Annotated in this window: 14 protein-coding genes; 2 read left to right on the top strand and 12 right to left on the bottom strand. The window is 62.6% G+C overall.

The window, feature by feature from the left end; all coding sequences use genetic code 11:
* Position 1 precedes the first annotated feature (1 nt).
* The 8 genes from AC0L2P_RS16140 to AC0L2P_RS16175 form a co-directional block, all read right to left on the bottom strand.
* A complete protein-coding gene (locus tag AC0L2P_RS16140) occupies positions 2-574 on the bottom strand; it encodes a TRAP transporter small permease (protein WP_473502320.1) in 573 nt (190 codons plus the stop codon).
* A 137-nt stretch (positions 575-711) separates the two neighbouring features.
* Positions 712-1,686, bottom strand: coding sequence for a sialic acid TRAP transporter substrate-binding protein SiaP (locus AC0L2P_RS16145; RefSeq protein ID WP_473502321.1), 975 nt, complete (start codon positions 1,684-1,686; stop codon positions 712-714).
* Positions 1,687-1,738: 52 nt separating this feature from the next.
* The gene (locus AC0L2P_RS16150; RefSeq protein ID WP_473502322.1) at positions 1,739-2,458 is read right to left on the bottom strand and encodes a FadR/GntR family transcriptional regulator; all 720 of its coding nucleotides are present in this window, start codon (positions 2,456-2,458) and stop codon (positions 1,739-1,741) included.
* A gap of 181 nt (positions 2,459-2,639) precedes the next feature.
* A complete protein-coding gene (locus tag AC0L2P_RS16155) occupies positions 2,640-3,602 on the bottom strand; it encodes a DMT family transporter (RefSeq protein WP_473502323.1) in 963 nt (320 codons plus the stop codon).
* A 33-nt stretch (positions 3,603-3,635) separates the two neighbouring features.
* The gene (locus tag AC0L2P_RS16160) at positions 3,636-6,236 is read right to left on the bottom strand and encodes a TRAP transporter permease (protein WP_473502324.1); all 2,601 of its coding nucleotides are present in this window, start codon (positions 6,234-6,236) and stop codon (positions 3,636-3,638) included.
* Between the two features lie 57 nt (positions 6,237-6,293).
* On the bottom strand, positions 6,294-7,247 hold the full coding sequence (locus tag AC0L2P_RS16165; RefSeq protein WP_473502392.1) for a TAXI family TRAP transporter solute-binding subunit: 954 nt from the start codon (positions 7,245-7,247) through the stop codon (positions 6,294-6,296).
* 92 nt (positions 7,248-7,339) lie between these two features.
* Positions 7,340-8,671: an aspartate aminotransferase family protein gene (locus tag AC0L2P_RS16170; RefSeq protein ID WP_473502325.1), complete on the bottom strand. Its 1,332-nt coding sequence runs from the start codon at positions 8,669-8,671 to the stop codon at positions 7,340-7,342.
* Entirely contained in the window at positions 8,668-9,573 is a 906-nt protein-coding gene (locus AC0L2P_RS16175) for a MurR/RpiR family transcriptional regulator (RefSeq protein ID WP_473502326.1), read from the bottom strand. Before AC0L2P_RS16175 ends, AC0L2P_RS16170 begins: the two co-directional genes overlap by 4 nt.
* A 96-nt stretch (positions 9,574-9,669) precedes the next feature.
* Between AC0L2P_RS16175 and AC0L2P_RS16180 the strand changes: the two genes are divergently transcribed.
* Both AC0L2P_RS16180 and AC0L2P_RS16185 read left to right on the top strand, forming a co-directional pair.
* On the top strand, positions 9,670-10,518 hold the full coding sequence (locus tag AC0L2P_RS16180; protein WP_473502327.1) for a beta-keto acid cleavage family enzyme: 849 nt from the start codon (positions 9,670-9,672) through the stop codon (positions 10,516-10,518).
* A gap of 186 nt (positions 10,519-10,704) precedes the next feature.
* Positions 10,705-11,097, top strand: coding sequence for a GFA family protein (locus tag AC0L2P_RS16185; RefSeq protein ID WP_473502328.1), 393 nt, complete (start codon positions 10,705-10,707; stop codon positions 11,095-11,097).
* A gap of 22 nt (positions 11,098-11,119) precedes the next feature.
* On the opposite strand, the gene AC0L2P_RS16190 is transcribed toward AC0L2P_RS16185, so the two are convergent.
* Genes AC0L2P_RS16190 through AC0L2P_RS16205 form a run of 4 tightly spaced genes read right to left on the bottom strand, consistent with a single transcriptional unit; the run spans position 11,120 to position 15,552 of the window.
* The gene (locus tag AC0L2P_RS16190; protein ID WP_473502329.1) at positions 11,120-12,208 is read right to left on the bottom strand and encodes an ABC transporter ATP-binding protein; all 1,089 of its coding nucleotides are present in this window, start codon (positions 12,206-12,208) and stop codon (positions 11,120-11,122) included.
* Between the two features lie 7 nt (positions 12,209-12,215).
* A complete protein-coding gene (locus AC0L2P_RS16195; RefSeq protein ID WP_473502330.1) occupies positions 12,216-13,268 on the bottom strand; it encodes a carbohydrate ABC transporter permease in 1,053 nt (350 codons plus the stop codon).
* The gene (locus AC0L2P_RS16200; protein WP_473502331.1) at positions 13,265-14,287 is read right to left on the bottom strand and encodes a carbohydrate ABC transporter permease; all 1,023 of its coding nucleotides are present in this window, start codon (positions 14,285-14,287) and stop codon (positions 13,265-13,267) included. Before AC0L2P_RS16200 ends, AC0L2P_RS16195 begins: the two co-directional genes overlap by 4 nt.
* Positions 14,284-15,552 (bottom strand): ABC transporter substrate-binding protein, encoded by a 1,269-nt coding sequence (locus AC0L2P_RS16205; RefSeq protein WP_473502332.1) that lies wholly within the window; start codon positions 15,550-15,552, stop codon positions 14,284-14,286. The genes AC0L2P_RS16200 and AC0L2P_RS16205 overlap by 4 nt, the downstream gene beginning before the upstream one ends.
* Positions 15,553-15,584: the final 32 nt, after the last annotated feature.

The following is a 15,584-nucleotide window of genomic DNA, read 5'->3' on the forward strand; positions in this document are numbered from 1 at the left end:
CTCAGACCCCCGCCGTCTCGAAGGCACCGGGACGCTCGAGCACCGAATAGCCGCGCCTGTAATTGCCAATAAAGACCTGGATCGAGCGTAGAAACATCAGCACGAAGCCGGCCAGTACGGCGTAGAAGAACCAGCGCCGCGGCAGGTTGACGGTGACCATGCGCTCATGCGCCACGATCATAACGTAGCGCCACATCAGCCATGTTCCGTAGGCGAAGAATGCGATGCGGACAATATCGACTGCGAGCGCCAGCCAGCGGCCGACACGCTCCGGCAGATAGTGGTAAAGCACGTCGACATGGATATGGCGCGACAGGCGCACGCACATGGCGGCGCCGAGAAAGACAACAACGACGAGCGCGTTGATGGCGATCTCCTCGGTCCAGGCAAAGCTGTTGTTCAGCGCATAACGGGTGAAAAACTGCAGGAAGACACAGACGACCATGCCCCAGAACACGGCAAGCGTGACCCAGTCCTCGATACCGTGGTCCGACAGGTCGACATGTACCGGTACTTCCTCGAAGGCGTGAGCAATCTCTTCGATGGTGATCTCGGTGTGGTGTTCCTCGGCCATTGGCGCGGGCTCCCGAAGCTGTTGGGTCGTCAAGGATTGGAAAGGCCGTCCGGCGCAATCTGAAGCCGGACGGATGGGCAAGCGGCGAATCCGATTGCCGCCCTATCCTCTTGATTAAGCATCCTTTTTCCGATGCTCTACTTGATGGCGCGGATCGCTTCCCAATCGGCCTTGTTGTAGCCGAACTCCTCGAAGGTGACCTTCTCCAGCACAGTCTTCTCGAAATCGGCACGGTCAACGTCGGTTACGGTGATGCCGCGGTCCTTGAAAACCTGCACCAGTTCCTTTTCGCGGGCGACGATCTTCGCCGTGGCGCGGGCGGCAGCCTCCTGCATCACCTCGGTAAAGATCTTCTTGTCCTCGTCGGACAGCGAGGCCCAGCGCGACGCCGATATGATGGTGTTGAGATGATCGACGATATGGCCAGTGAGCACGATGTTCTTCTGCACCTCGTAGAATTTCTTCGCCTCGATGGTGGTCAGCGGGTTTTCCTGGGCCTCGACCGTGCCGTTCTGCAGGGCGAGATAGACCTCGGCGAAGGCAATCGGCGCGGTGTTCGCGCCGCAGGCACGCGGCATGGCGAGATAGGCCGGCACGTCAGGAACGCGCATCTTCAGGCCCTGCATGTCCGAGCATTTGGTGATCGGCCGGTTCGAGGTGGTTTGCCGCGTTCCGTAGTAGGTGGTGGCGACGATGTGATTGCCGGTCTTGTCTTCGTAGCCCTTGGTCAGCCTCTTGTAGACGTCGCTCTTTGTGTATTTCAGCAGATGATCGGCATCGCGGAAAGTGTATGGGAAATAGGTGACGCCGATCGGTGGATATTCGCGCGCCGCGAAGCTCGATCCGGAAATGATGATGTCGACGGTGCCGAGCATCAGGCCCTGGTTGATGTCTGCTTCCTTGCCGAGCTGTGAGGCCGGATAGACGTCGATGGCGTAGCGGCCCTGGGTGCGCTTCTTGATCTCGTCGGCAGCCCACACGGACTCGGTGTGGAAGGGCTCCGTCGTCTCGTAGACATGTGCCCATTTCAGGACCGTTTCTGCCGAGGCCGACGCCATGGGTATGGCAATTGCGGCGATCGCACCGAGCAGAACTGCGTATTTTCTCAGCATGTAAATTCCTCCCTGGTTGAATTTGACGGCCGGATCTCCCCCCGGCCAACTGCTATTCCGCAACCTCCTTGGCTGCGGCTCTTTCATCGAAATTGCGTGAGAATCTGATTTGCGACTGGCGCAGATGCTGCTGCATGGCGGCCTTGGCCCGCTCGGCGTCGCGCGCGGCAATTGCATCGCGCACGGCACGATGTTCCTTTGCCGCGACCTGCCAGGAATCACTGGTCTCGAAATAGATCGACAGGCGTTCGAAGTACGGGTTCATGCGCTGGTCGAAAAGCTCGCCGATGAAGCGCACCAGCACCGCGTTCTCGAGAATGCCTGCCACCGCGGTATGGAATTCCCGATCGAGCGCAATGGTCATCTTGTTGGGATGACGCATGGCTTCCATCCGGCGCAGCACGTCGTCGAGCCGTGCGATATCTGTGGGCCGGACGTGGAGAGCCGCTTCGGCGGCGATCGCGCCTTCGACGAATTCGCGCGCGCGCAACAGCTCGAACGGGCCTTCCTCCATTTCCGGTTCGGAGGCGGCGGCGCTCGGCGGATCGGTGACGTAGATACCCGAGCCGACGCGGATGCGTATGCGGCCTTCCACCTCCAGCGCTATCAGCGCTTCACGGACCGTCGGGCGCGAAATTCCGAGCTGGTCGGCCAGATCCCGCTCGGTCGGCAAACGGTCGCCGACGGAGAACTCGCCAGCATCGATCAGCCGCCTGAGCTGATCGGCGACCTGTCGGTAAAGCCGGCGTGGTTCAACGGCCTGGATCGGCATGCGCGTTTAGTTTCCTCCCGGGCCATCCCTTGGTACATTGGTCTGACCCATTTACCGCAGCCTATACAGACGAGAAAGGGAGTCAAGCCGGATAACAAGGCACAAGAGGCGCCTGCCTGTCTGTCCGGTACACCTATGTTTCGGACCACGAAGGCGGCGCATTTGCGAACCATTGCATGCGTCAGCGCCGTCCGCCGCGAATGACCAGGACGTTTCCGTCGGCGACAAGGACGAGGCCGATCATCGCGTAAGCGGTCCAGGCATAGGCTTCCAGGGCCGTGGAGATCAAAAGCGCAAAGACGGGAAATATGACGGTCGCATAGCCGGCGCGGGCGCCGCCAATGCGTCCGAGTAGCGTCAGGTAAGCGGCGAAAGCCATGACCGTCGATATGACGGCGAGGAAGACCAGCGAGCCGATATAAGAGGCGGTCGTCGCGAACACGAACGGCTCACCGAACAAGAAGGCCAGGAACGCCGACCACAGAGTGCCATAAAGCATGCCCCAGGCGCTGGTTGAAACGAGCGGCAGGCCGCGGCGCTGGTTTGCGACGGAGACGAGATTGCCGGCGCAAAAGCTCAGCGTGCCGCAGAGGCACAGAAGAAGGCCCACCAACGTACCGCCGGAAAGCCCGTTCGCGGCGATTTCGGGAAAGAACATCAGCGCTATTCCGGCGAAGCCGATGATGCCGCCGGCGAGAATGCGCGGCGCCGGGCGCTCGCCGGTGACCAAGGTACCGAGCAGCATGTTGATGACCGAGGCGAGCGAGAAGACGACCGAGAGCAAGCCGCTGACGAGATAGCCGGCGCCGTAATAGAAAAACAGGAAGTTCGACGAGAAGATGAGAATGCCGAGCACAGCAAAGCGCAAATGATCGGTGATCGGAAAGCGGAGCCGCCGGCCGGAAAAACCCGCCCAGGCAAACATCAGCAGCGTGGCGATGGCGAAGCGCCAGACCAGATTGACCTCGTTCGACACGCCGCTGCCGACCTGAAGTTCGATCGCGAACCACGATGCGCTCCAGGCAATGACCGTCAGGGCGTAAAGCCCGTAGTCGACGGGTTCGAAGGGGCGGTCGCGCGTCGTCAGGCCCATTTCCGCATTAGCCGGCTCCGAGGCGCCGTTCGGTTCTGTTGTTACTGACATGCTGGCCAGGACTCTTCCGCTCACAAGACGCGCTTACAGACCGATTGTCCGCCTTCGCCGCTTCTGAACCCAGAAGACGAGACCGAGCAACAGCAGGGCTGGAACCGCGAACCAATAACGCGACGGCCGTTCCGCAGGGACTAGCACCTGGTTGATTTCGTCGCCGGGCTGCAGGCCGAATTTGGCCGCCTGGCTGCCAAGTCGCACGACGCCGACCGTTACGCTGTCGCCAAGCGCGCTGACGTCCAGGCCCGCAGCCTTCAGGCGTTCGGCCGATGAATTTGCAGGCCCGAGTTGTAGCCGAACCAGCTTCGATATCTCATCGCCGTTGAGGTTCAGTGTCGTCAGGCGCAAGCGAACCGCGCCTCCCTCGGCTGTGTCGTCGACGATACGGCTGAGTTCCGAGGCGGGTACTGCCCGATAGGGTTCGCTCACCTGATCGAGCAACAATCCCGGCCTGAACAAGATGAAACAGGCCACAAGCAACGCAATCGTCTCGTACCAGCGGTTGCGCACGAGCATCCAATTCTGCGTCGCTGCTACAAACGAGACCATGGCCAGCGTCGATGTCACCACCATAGCGACGAAATCGAACGGACCTTCGAGATCGATCATCAGCAGTCCGGTGTTGAAGATGAAGATGAATGGCAGCAGGCCGGTACGGATCTCGTACTTGAAGCCCTGAATCCCGGTCTTCACCGGATCGGCGCCGGAAATTGCCGCAGCAGCATAAGCCGCCAGCCCCACTGGCGGCGTCACGTCCGCCATCAGCCCGAAATAGAAAACGAACATGTGGACGGCGACCAGCGGCACGGCAAGATCGTTCTGCGCCGCCAAATCGACGATGACCGGCGCCATCAAGGTGGCGACGACGACATAGCTTGCAGTGGTCGGCATGCCCATGCCGAGAATGATGCAGATCACCGCGGTGAACAAAAGCATGACGATGAAGCTGCCGCCCGAAATGAATTCGACTAGCTCGGTCATCACCAGCCCGATGCCGGTGAGCAGAACCGTGCCGACGATGATGCCCGCCGTCGCAGTGGCGATGCCGACCGTCGTCATGTTGCGTGCGGCCGCGGACAGGCCACCGACCAGATCGTCGAAACCGTGAAGCCAATGCCGTGCCAGCGCGCGGTCCTTGCGGAACAAGGCAGTGAGCGGCCGTTGCGTGACGATCAGCGCCATCAGGGCGACGACGCCCCAGAATGCCGAGAGGCCTGGCGACAACTCCTCCACCATCAAGCACCAGATCAGTAAAATCACCGGCAGCAGAAAATGCAGGCCGGTGCGCACAGTCTCGCCGAAATGCGGAATCCTGACGACCTCGCCCTCCAGATCCTCGAGCGGCAGGTCGGGATAGCGCGCCCGGTAGGCGACAAGGCCGATGTAGACGGCGATCAGCGCGGCGGTGATCATCCAAGTCGCGGCCGCGCCGAAAACGATCTTCGTCCAGCCAATGCCATAATAGACAAGCCCTGCGAGGACGATGAAGCCGCATATACCCATCAGCCCACGCAGCGCACCCTGGAATGCGGAGTGCGTGCTGCGCGAGGGCAGGCCCTTCAGCCCCATCTTCATCGCCTCGATATCGACGATGTAGAATAGTGAGCCATAGGTCAGCAGCGCCGGGTAGAAGGCGTGCTTGACCACCTCGGCATAGGAGATGCCGACATATTCCGCGATCAGGAACGCGGCCGCGCCCATCACCGGAGGCATCAGTTGACCATTGACGCCGGCCGCGCATTCGATGGCGCCCGCCTTCACCGCAGAATATCCGACCCGCCGCATCAGCGGGATGGTGAAGGTCCCGGTGGTCACGACGTTGGCGATCGACGAACCTGAGATCATGCCGGTCAGGCCGGAAGCCACGACGCCGGCCTTGGCCGGACCGCCGCGGTATTTGCCGAGCAGCGAGAAGGCAAGCTGAATAAAAAAGCCGCCGGCGCCGGCGCGCTCCAGCAACGTTCCGAACAGAACGAACATGAAGACGACGTTCGTGGACACACCGAGGGCAACACCGAAGACCCCCTCCGACGTCAGCCACATCTGCGAGGCTGCGCGCGATAACGTCGCGCCCTTGTGGCCAAGCAGGCCAGGAAGGTAAGGCCCGGCGAAGATATAGATCAGCATGATCGTCGCGATGACGGTGATGGCAGGCCCGACGGCGCGACGCGCGGCCTCGAGCAGGATGAGGACGCCGGCGATCGACACGACCAGGTCAGCCGTAGTTGGAAGACCCGGCCGATGGGCGATATCGCTGTAAAAGACCAACAAATAGAGGGCGGACGCCGCCCCGGCGATGCCCAGCACCCAGTCGGGCAGCGGCACCCGGCTGCGCGACGAGGTCTTGAAGGCCGGAAACGTCAGCATCGCCAGAAACAGGGCGAAGGCCAGATGGATGGAGCGGGCGATGCCGTCGCTGACGACACCGAAATTGAGCAGGAACGGAACGGGCGAGGCATACCAGAGCTGGAACAGCGACCATACCAGCGATACGCCGAGGATCAGCCTCGCGGTGCGGCCGGTCGGCTTGCGCCCACCGGTGTCGGCCTCGGCGACGATCTCGCTGAGCTTCTCAACGTCGATAACGGGTTGGTCAGGCGCTGCCGCCCGCTGGCTTTGATCTGTCATCGTTCCCCACAAATAACTGCGATGCGAGGCGTCCCGTTGGCGCCTCGCATTGAAGGCTCAGAGCCAGCCCTTCTCCTTGTAATAGCGCTCCGCGCCCGGATGCACTGGCGCCGACAAACCGGTCTTGATCATCTCCTTGGGATCGAGATTGGCGAAAGCCGGATGCAGTTTCTTGAAATCATCGAAATTTTCGAAGACCGACTTCACCAGTTCATAGACCACATCGTCGGGCGTGCTGGCATTCGTCACGACGGTCGCGCGGACGCCGAATGTCTTCACGTCGTCCGGATTGTTGGCGTACATGCCGCCTTTGATCGTGGCGATGGAATAGTACCGATGTGCGGCCACCAGTGCGTCCACTGCCGGACCGGTCAGCGGGATGAGCTTGGCGCCGCAGGCCGTAGTCGGGTCCTGGATTGCGGCTGACGGATGGCCGACGCCGTAGAAGAAACCGTCGATCTTGTTGTCGCACAGCGCACTGCCCTGCTCGTCCGCCTTCAGCTCCGCGGCAAGCGAGAAATCGCCGAGCGTCCAGCCCATCTGCTTGAGCAACTCCTCCATCGACGAGCGCGTGCCTGACCCGGGATTGCCGACGTTGAAGCGTTTGCCTTTGAAGTCCTCGAATTTGGCGATGCCGGCGTCCGGCCGCGCCAGCACGGTAAACGGCTCGGGATGGACGGAGAACACGGCCCGCAGGTCCTTGAACGGCTTGCCGTCGAAATTTCCGGTCCCCTCATAGGCCTGGTACTGGACGTCCGATTGGGTCAAGCCGAAATCGAGGTCGCCGGTCTGGATGGAGTTGACGTTGAACACCGAACCGCCGGTCGACTCCGTCGAGCATCGGATGCCGGTTTTCTGCCGGTCCTTGTTCATCAGTCGGCAAATGGCACCGCCGACGGCGTAATAGACGCCGGTGACCCCGCCGGTGCCGACCGTGACGAAGCGTTGCTCGGCTCCGACGGATGGCAGCGCCAGCAGCATGCACGCCGCCGCGCCGATCAGGGTTTTCATCGAACTGTACATGGTTGCTACCTCTCTGGTGGGTGTCCCGGCTCGTCGCCGATGACGCGTTGGAACTGGTTGAGGCGATCCGCGGCGGGCGGTCAGGCCGCTGAAGCGATCGCAGCGTCGATCGCCTCACCGAGCCGTTCGACGATCTGATCGACGTCCTGTTTGGAAATGATGAAAGGCGGCGCCACAAGCACATGAACGCCCCGCACGCCGTCAATCGTCCCCGCCATCGGATAGATCATCAGTCCGCGGGCCAGTGCTTCGCGCTTGATGCGGGCGTTGAGTTCAAGCCTCTGGTCGAACGGTTCCTTGCTGGCGCGGTCAACCACCAGCTCGATTCCCCTGAACAGACCCCGCCCGCGAATGTCGCCGACGTGATGGTGGTTATCGAAGCGTTGGTGCAGGCGTTCGTCCAGCTGCGCGCCCATTGCGCTGACGTTGTCGAGCAGACGGTCGCGCCGGATGACGTTCTGCACGGCAAGGCCGGCCGCCGCTGCCATTGGATGTCCCATATAGGTATGTCCATGCTGGAAGAAGCCCGAGCCTTGGGCAAAGGCGTCGAAGATATGCCGGCCAAGCAGCACCGCGCCAATCGGCTGGTAGCCGCCGCCAAGCCCCTTGGCGATGGTCAGCAGGTCGGGAGCGATGCCGTCCTGCTCGCACGCATGCAGCGTGCCGGTACGACCCATGCCGCACATCACTTCGTCGAGAATGAGCAGCACGCCGTAGCGGTCGCAGATCCCGCGAATGTGCTTGAAGTAATTGGCGACCGCCGGCACCGCGCCGAGCGTGGCACCCACCACCGGCTCGGCGACAAAGGCGATGACCTCGTCCGGGCCGAGTTCGAGGATCTTGTCTTCGAGCTGCTGGGCGGCGCGCGCCGCATAGGCTTCGTCGCTTTCGCCATGCTTTTGATAGCGATAGGCGTAGCAGGGGTCGATATGGTGGGTCTCGATCAGCAACGGCCTGAACTGGGCGCGCCGCCATTCGTTGCCGCCGGTGGCGAGAGCGCCGAGCGTATTGCCGTGATAGCTCTGCCGGCGTGCGATGAGATGGCGCCGTTGCGGCTCGCCTTTCTCGACAAAATATTGCCTGGCCATCTTGAGCGCGGCCTCGACCGCCTCCGAGCCGCCGCTGACCAGATAGACGTGGTCCAACCCTCTCGGCGCGTCCTCGACCAGCCGATCCGCCAAGCGCTCCGCCACCTCGGTGGTGAAGAAGCTGGTGTGGGCGTAGGCGATGCGATCAAGCTGGGCGTGCAGCGCCGCAATCACGTCGGGATGACCGTGGCCGAGACAGGACACGGCGGCGCCGCCCGACGCGTCGATATAGGATTTGCCCTCGGCATCGAACAGTTCGATGCCTTGGCCGCGAACGGCGACCGGCCGCGTCGAGTGGATGGTTCGATGAAGAATGTGTGTCATCGACGGTCCCTCATGGGCATTTTCCTCGGCGGACGTTGGTTCAGATGGGTCTTGAGAGCGGCGCCCTGCTCATCGAAACGTCGCAGCGACTCAACGGCGCCCTCGCCTGCATGCCCTGCGACAAGAGCACCGAGGACCTCAGCAACGACGAAAGCTGGCGTCATGGTGTGGAAAAAGGACGGGCTCCCCGTCGGCACGATGACCAGGTGATCGGCAAGCAGCGCCAAGGGCGCTACGCCGCTGTCGGTGATCGCAATGACCGGTACGCCGCGGCCGGCAGCGTACTCGACAAGCTCGATGGTGAAGCGCGTGTACGGCAGGACGCTGGCGGCGATCAGCACGTCGTCCTTGGTCGCGTGGGCCAGAGCGTCACCGTCGGTTCCGCCGATGCCGTGCAGCAGCACCGACTTCTCGCCGATCAGCGACAGGATATAATGCAGATGCCAGGCGACTGCGTGACTCGAGCGCAGGCCGAGGCAATAGACGCGCCTTGCCGCACTCAGCGCCCTGGCCGTCCCGACCAGACGGTCGATCGACCTGCTTTCGGCGAGATGGGCAAGCTGGCTGGAAATCGAATCCAGAATATCGGCCGCCAACGCGTGGTCGCCCTTGAGCTTTTGGCTGGCCATCTGGAGGCCCGCCTTGCCGGCGAAACCGATTTCGCCGTCCCGGATCGCGGCGGCGTAGATATCGCGTACCGCCTCGTAGCCATCAAGGCCGAGATGCTGGGCCAGCCGCGTCATCGTCGCCGGCTGCACTCCCGCGTGCCGGGCCTGCTCGCGCATGGACAACAACGCGACATCATACGGCTTATCAAGGACATAGCGCGCAGCGGACCGAAGCTGCGCCGACATGCCGTCGAAGGCAGTGACGATCTGTCCAGCAAGCTCTTCCTGGTCCATGGATATTGCTAGCTCGCCAGACCAGCGATTGCAACGTCTGTTTCAGTGTGATCAAAGATTGATCCATATGAATCTTGTCACTCACAGAACGGCCCCGTGAAGCCGGCCCATGGTCTCGACCGCATCGCCATAGCTGTCGCCCCGAACGGGGGACGTCGCAGCAAGGCCGACCATCCGGCGATTCCGCTGACGCCAGCCGAACTTGCGAGGACGGCCGCGGAATGCGCCGATGCCGGTGCGGCTATGATCCACGTCCATGTCCGCGACGGAAGCGGCAATCATCTGCTCGACGCCGACGCCTACCGCCAGGCGATCGCCGCCATCCGCGGTGCTGCCGGCGACCGCTTGGTAATTCAGATCACCTCCGAAGCGCTCGGTACCTATTCGCCGGCCCAACAGATCGCCGTCGTACACGATGTGAAGCCGCAAGCTGTCTCCCTGGCGCTTCGCGAAATCGTTCCTGATGCCGGATCGGAACTCCCCTTCGCGCGCTTCATGGCCTGGCTGCACATCGAGGCGGTAGCGCCGCAAATCATCCTCTATTCGCCCGAGGAGGCCGTCAGGCTTTCGGACATGCAGCAGCGCGGACTGATCCCCTGGGCAAGCATACCGGTGCTCTACGTGCTGGGCCGCTACACGCCGGGACAGACGTCCGTTCCTGCCGATCTCCTGCCATTCCTCGCGGCGAACATGCCGCGCTTCGACCATTGGAGCGTCTGCGCCTTCGGCCGCAACGAAGCGGCGTGCGTGACCGCCGCCGCGTTGCTTGGCGGCCACGTCCGGGTCGGCTTCGAAAACAATCTTTTCCTTCCGGACGGCAGCATAGGTTCGTCCAACGCCGAACTGGTAGCGACGGTCGCACGCATACTCGCCGACTGCGGCATCAAGATCGCCTCGGCGGCCGAGTTGGCGGCTCAATGGAACGCGCCGTTTCGTTCCGTATGACTCCGTCCGTCGTTGTGGCAAACCGAAGCGTGTTTTCGGCGGGCAGGCTCGCGCAAGGCATAGAGAGGCGGCTGCAATGTCATTCGCCACGGAAGCACGACGTGTCCCGCCCGCGGCGCGGCGATTGCAACAACAGTGCCGGTCGTTGTAACCATTCGGGCCGCTTGTTTTTGGAGGAGACGCAGCATGGATCGATTCACCGGCGGTTGTCTGTGCGGCGACGTCCGAATTGTCGCGTCGGGGCGCCCGTACCGAGTCGGCCTTTGTCACTGTCTCGACTGCCGCAAGCATCATGGCGCCCTTTTTCACGCTTCCGCGATATTTCCTGAGGATGCGGTGACGATCGACGGCGAAACACGCGACTATGCCGGGCGGTTTTTCTGTCCCCGCTGCGGCTCGACCGTTTTCGCCCGCACCGCCGACGAAATCGAAGTGAACCTCGGATCCCTGGACGCGCCTGACCAGCTGATGCCAACCTACGAAAGCTGGATCATCCGTCGCGAGTCCTGGTTGCCGCCGTTTCCGCTCACGAGACGATACGAGCGCGATCGTGACGCCACGGGCCGCTTCGAGGAATAGGTCGCACGAACGGTGCCAAGGCCTAACGCGGTGCAACCCGCAGCCCGGCTGCATCGAAGAGATGCATGCGCTCCGGCGGCAGAGCGAAGCTGATCGGCGGCCCTTGCGTTTCAACGCCCTGCTGCTTGAGGACGGCGATCAGTTTGCTGTCGCCGGCAATGGTGGCGTGGACAACGGTTTCCGGTCCCAACGCCTCGGCCAGCGTTACCCGCGCGGCCACCGATCCGTAGCTGCCATCCGAAAGTTGGATGTCGTGTGGTCGGATGCCAAGCGTCGCGTCATCTCCCGGCTTCAGCGCGACCCCGTCGGCCACGACGGAGGCCGAAAGCCCGCCCGGACCTTCGACATGCACCTCGGCGCCGCTTGACGAACGCACCTTCACCGGTAGCAGGTTCATCCGCGGCGCGCCGATGAATCCGGCGACGAACAGGTTTGCCGGCGTATTATAGAGATCAAGCGGCCGGCCGACCTGCTCGATCCGCCCGGAGCGCATGACCACGATGCGGTCCGCCAGCGTCATCGCTTCGATCTGGTCATGGGTGACGTAGACCATCGTGGTTGCCAGCCGCCTGTGCAGGGCCGCCAGTTCAGCGCGCATGGTGATGCGCAGTTCGGCATCGAGATTGGACAGCGGTTCATCGAGTAGAAAGGCGGTCGGATTGCGCACGACCGCACGGCCGATCGCGACGCGCTGCTTCTGGCCGCCCGACAATTGTCCGGGCCGGCGGTCGAGATAGGGAGCAATTTCCAGCATGCGCGTCGCTTCCGTGATCCGCGCGTCGATCTCGGCTTTCGGCATACGGACGTTTTCGAGCCCGAAGGCGAGGTTCTGGCGCACGCTCATGTGCGGGTAGAGCGCGTAAGACTGGAACACCATCGCCAGACCGCGCTGCGCGGCCGAAACGTTGGTGACGTCGACCCCGTCGATCTCAATCTTGCCGTCGGTCGGCCGATCGAGCCCGGCAATCAGCCGCAGCAGCGTGGACTTGCCGCAACCCGACGGGCCGACGAGGACCAGCATCTCGCCGTCGCCGACGTCGAGATTGATGCCGTGCAATATCTTCATCTTGCCGTAAGCGCGATCGATGTTGGTCAGCGTTATCCGTCCCATGACATCCTCACTTCAGTCCGGTGCCGGCAATGCCGGAAGTGATGTAACGCTGCAGGAAGACGAAGACGAGGACGACGGGGATCATCGTCACCACGGTCATCGCCAGGATGTAGTGCCACTGCACGTTTAGCTGGCCGGCATAGGTGTTGAGGCCGACCTGGAGTGTGTAGAGTTCCTTGCGCGACAGCACCACCAGCGGCCACAGAAAGTCGTTCCAGCGCCAGACGACCGAGAAGATCGCCAGCACGGCGAGCGCCGGTGCTGCAAGCGGCAATACGATGCGCCAGTAGATCTGCCATTCGGACGCGTTGTCCATGCGCGCCGCATCGAGCAACTCGTCGGGGATGGTCAGCATATATTGGCGCAGCAGAAAGACCCCGGTCGGGGTCGCCACGGTCGGCAAGATCACGCCCCACAGCGAATCGAGCAGCCCGACGGCGCCCACCACCGAATAGAGCGGCACCAGGATGACCGACAGCGGCACCATTAGCGTACCGACGATCACAAGTATCGTCAGGTCGCGGCCGCGGAACTTGTATTTCGACAAGGCGAAGGCGGCCATCGAATTGGTGAGCAGCGTGATCAGCGTCGCCATTGCCGTCACAAAGACCGAATTGCGCAGATAGCGCAGGAAATCGAAATGGACGAAGGGCTCGGTGTAGTTCTCCGTCGCGAAGCCGATTTCGCGCACCGGCTGCCGGTCGGCGATGTTGACCTTAACGATATCGTTCGGCGCCTGCGGGTCCACCATCTGCGCCATGATGCCGACGCGCCGCACCTCGGCCAGCGCCTTGGTCGAACCATCCGGCAGCTTCACCCTGTAGAGGGCCAGCGGCTTGTCGTAGCCTTCGACCCTCGCCTGTTGGCTGACATAAGGCATTATGGTCGGCGGGAACTCGGCGAGCTGTGCCGGTGTCTTGAATGACGAACCCACCAGCCAGACGGCCGGACCGAACATGATGACAACGCCGCCGAGCAGCCACAGCCAGCTCACGATATCGGTCCAGTGCCAGCCGTCGCGGCCGCGCCGGCGGGTCAGGAATGTCATAACCCGGCTCATTCGCGGGCTCCTTTCCGCTCACCCCGGCGTCCGACCTGCAGCTGAACCAAGGTGAGCACGACCAGCACCAACCCCATCAGGATCGAAGCCGCCGAAGCCAGGCCCGGATTGCGCAGCAGGGAAGCGAAGCCGATCTCATAGATGTACTGCGTGATATAGAGGGTCGAGGTTCCCGGCCCTCCACCCGTCAGCACATAGACCTCGTCGAAGATCTGCACGGCGCGGATCAGCGTCAGCACTATGACGACAAGCAGATTCGGCATCAGCAGCGGCAGCGTGATGCGCCAGAACACCCGCGCCGGCTTCGTGCCGTCCATCTCGGCCGCTTCGTAAAGGTCGCGCGGGATCGCCTGCAATCCGGCAAGCAAGATCAGCGTATAGAAGCCCATATGTGCCCAAACCGAAACGCTGACCGCGGCGGTGAAAGCCCAGAAGCGGTCTGTCAGCCAGTTGTGTGGGTCGCCGCCCAGATCATGGACGATCAGGTTGAGCAGGCCCTGGCGCTGCAGGATCCAACGCCAGATCAGGCCGGTGACGACGGGCGACAGCAGCACCGGAAAGAAGAATACCGCGCGCCAGAAGCTGCGCCCGACGATATCGCGGTTAAGGATCAACGCTGTCGCCATCGACACGACGGTCATCAGCGCCACCTGCACGACGACGAACAGGCCGGTATTGTGCACGGCCTTCCAGAAGAGATCCTCGTGGCAAGTGGCAGTGTCAAGGTAGTTGCCGCAATCGAGCAGGCGCTGGTACTGCTCGAGCCCAACATAGGTTCGGTCCTGCAGGAAGTAGGCCGTTCCTGACGTCGCCGAATAGAAGAAGTTGATGATCATCGGCACCAGGACGAAAATGCCGAAGATCGCCATGTTTGGGGCGAGGAAGAACGCGGCCATGCCGCCGGTGCCCGTCGCGCGCTGCCAGAACTTCAGCGGCACGTTGACGATCGACGCCAGCCACACGACCGGCGCCGCGAGGGCGGCGCCAATCCATGCCTTCAGTGTCGCGGCGGCGGTCACTTCGCCTCGGCAACCTTGTCGGCGATATCCTGGTCGATCCTGCCCCAGGCATCGTCGAGGCTGAGCTCGCCGGCCATCACCTGGCTGACGCGCGTCACCAGCGCGGCGAAGTAAGCGTTGGCCCACTTCCACGGCGGCAGCGCATCGGCGGCCGGCAGGGTTTCACCCGCCGCCTTGACGAACTTGTCGAGCGCCGGACCGACGTTCTTGTCGGCAGAGACCCATTTCAGCCCGCCCTTGTCTACGACGCCCTTGTGCGCGGGCAGAAACAGCGTGCGCTCGCTGAACTCCTTCACCACGTCTTCACGGACCAGATAATCCATGACCTTGGCGACGTCCTTGGGGTTCTTCGTGTATTTGATGGCGACCAGCGCCGCGCCGCCTTTCACGCCTGAACAGCCTGCAGTACCGCAGGGCGAGCCGGTTGCCACCCAGTCGAAACTGTCGCCGATCTTGGTCGACAGATTGGCGACCTGCCAGCTGCCCGAATAATAGAACGGGATCTGGGCGTTGATGAAGTCGTCGGCGGCGGCGCGGTAGGTCGAGCCTGCCGCAGACACCCAGGTGTCCTTCAGCATCAGGCCCTTGGCGGTCCAGTCGACGAGCTTGCCGACGAAAGCCTTGGTGCCGTCGTCCACTTTGGCCGGCATGCCATCGGGGCCGATATAGTTCGCTCCAAAGGAGACATTCGGACCCGAAATGCGGTGACCGGAACGGTCGATGGCGAAGGCAGCCGGAAGCTGCTGGCTCTTCGCCACTTCGGCGGCAGCGGCGATCCAGTCGTCCCAGGTCGCCTTGTCGCCGGGCAGCGGCACGCCGGCCTGTTCGAACAGCGTCTTGTTGGCGAAGCCGCCGGTGAGCGTGAGCTGGGTCATGAAACCCGGGATGGCGTTTGAGCCGTCGGGGCGCATCCAGTCCAGCGTGTCAGCGAAGTTGTCCTCCCAATATTTCGGATCGGCCACCAGTGGCCTGAGATCGAGCCAGTGCTGGGCAAGCTCCTTGATATTTGTGACGCGGGCGATGTCCGGACCCTGGCCGGCTTCGAGCTGGATGGGCAGCTGCTCCTGGATCACCTTGTAGGCGACGTTGTCGAGCGTGACGTGGATGTCGGGATTATCCTTCATGAAGCGGTTCAGGATGTCCTGGATGACATCGCCTTCGACACCGTCCGAATACCACATGATGCGCACGTCGCCGGCAAACGCCCTGGTCGATGCGAGCAGACTGACCGATAGCGCGGCCAGCAAAGTGCGGGTCTTATTCATGCTTCGTCTCCTCCTTTAGTGGGGCGGCGCCC

The organism is Mesorhizobium sp. WSM4836, from assembly GCF_055811815.1.